A 1256-nucleotide genomic window follows, 5' to 3' on the forward strand; every position below is an offset into this window, starting at 1 on the left:
GATCAATTCTGGGTGTTGTTAGAAGCTTGCCTGATGACCTCAGGGAAGACAAGTTTTTGTTTAAGAGTGTAGTTGAGTCTATGGGCAGCAATATTCCATTTGCCCTTAAAAGCGCAAATGCTAATCCTCAAGACATACTCCGAGAGAAAGCGTGTGTCGACCTTATGAAGTCAGAGATTATTAGCAATTATTCGGCTGAGTTATTCGGGGCTGGTTTTGTAAATAGAATTATTAGCGAAATAAAAGTCGGAAAGGATGAGTCGAGAAGACAGAGCATAAAAGGGCTGGTAATCTCATTATTACCCACCTCAATAAAGAACCGGCTGCGTGATACAGTGGTTCGCCGATCAGTCGATGGTAATGTCCTTGCATTTAGAGTCTTTATGATTATAAAAATGCATAAGATGTTAAGCTCTGACGCATCTAGAGCGGCTAACTTGCAACACCGTGCAACAGACGAGGCACGCGCTGCTTTTAGTTAAAATTCTAGTTCAAGACTCTCTTTTAATATGCCGGGGTGAGGTGGTCTGCTTTATAAAGCTCCGGCGATTCGGTTTCGCGCAATGATAACGAGGCTATTGTGAGCGGATTTCTAGAAGTTCGGGGGCGGTTGAACAAGAGGGCAAGTCAATGTCTCGTCGCAGGGGTTTTATATATGCGTTCGGTCATAAAGCTGGTAAGGCCACACCAGTACCTCAAGAATGGTTTTGTGCTAGTCGGGCCGTTATTTGCCCATCAGTGGGATCTCTTCACACTCTCTCAAGCACTGTTGGCTTTTCTGGCGTTCTGCTGCATGGCGAGTGCGGTGTATGTGCTCAACGACATCATGGACATCGAGGCGGATCGGGCTCACCCGGTGAAGTGTCGTCGTCCCTTGCCTAGTGGTGCCATTTCCACGCGTGTGGCCAAACGACTGCTTGGTGGGCTGATAGCCGCATCGATGGTGCTAGCACTGTTGGTTAGCGGCTGGGTCGCTCTGTTTGTGGCAACCTACTTTGTCATCAACATCTTTTACTCTTGGCGCCTCAAGCACATCGTGATCCTGGATGTATTCTTGATCTCGTCCGGCTTCATGTTGCGCATTCTGGCCGGCACGGTGGGGTTAGGCATCGAGCCGTCCGCGTGGCTGCTGCTCTGCGGTTTGATGGTCACGCTGTTTCTGGGTTTCTCCAAGCGACGCGCTGAACTACTGATGCTTGAGAGTAACGAGCACTGCAACGGAGGGCTGACCCGCCGTGTATTGGATGACTATAGCC

Annotated in this window: 2 protein-coding genes; both read left to right on the top strand. The window is 49.1% G+C overall.

What is annotated here, in order from left to right; translation table 11 throughout:
* A partial coding sequence (locus OP496_RS17805) for a hypothetical protein (protein WP_280565257.1) occupies window positions 1–482 on the top strand: 482 nt, incomplete at its 5' end.
* Between the two features lie 173 nt (window positions 483–655).
* A partial coding sequence (locus OP496_RS17810) for a UbiA prenyltransferase family protein (RefSeq protein ID WP_280565258.1) occupies window positions 656–1256 on the top strand: 601 nt, incomplete at its 3' end.

The organism is Chromohalobacter sp. 48-RD10 (genome assembly GCF_029889785.1).
Lineage (GTDB): Bacteria > Pseudomonadota > Gammaproteobacteria > Pseudomonadales > Halomonadaceae > Chromohalobacter.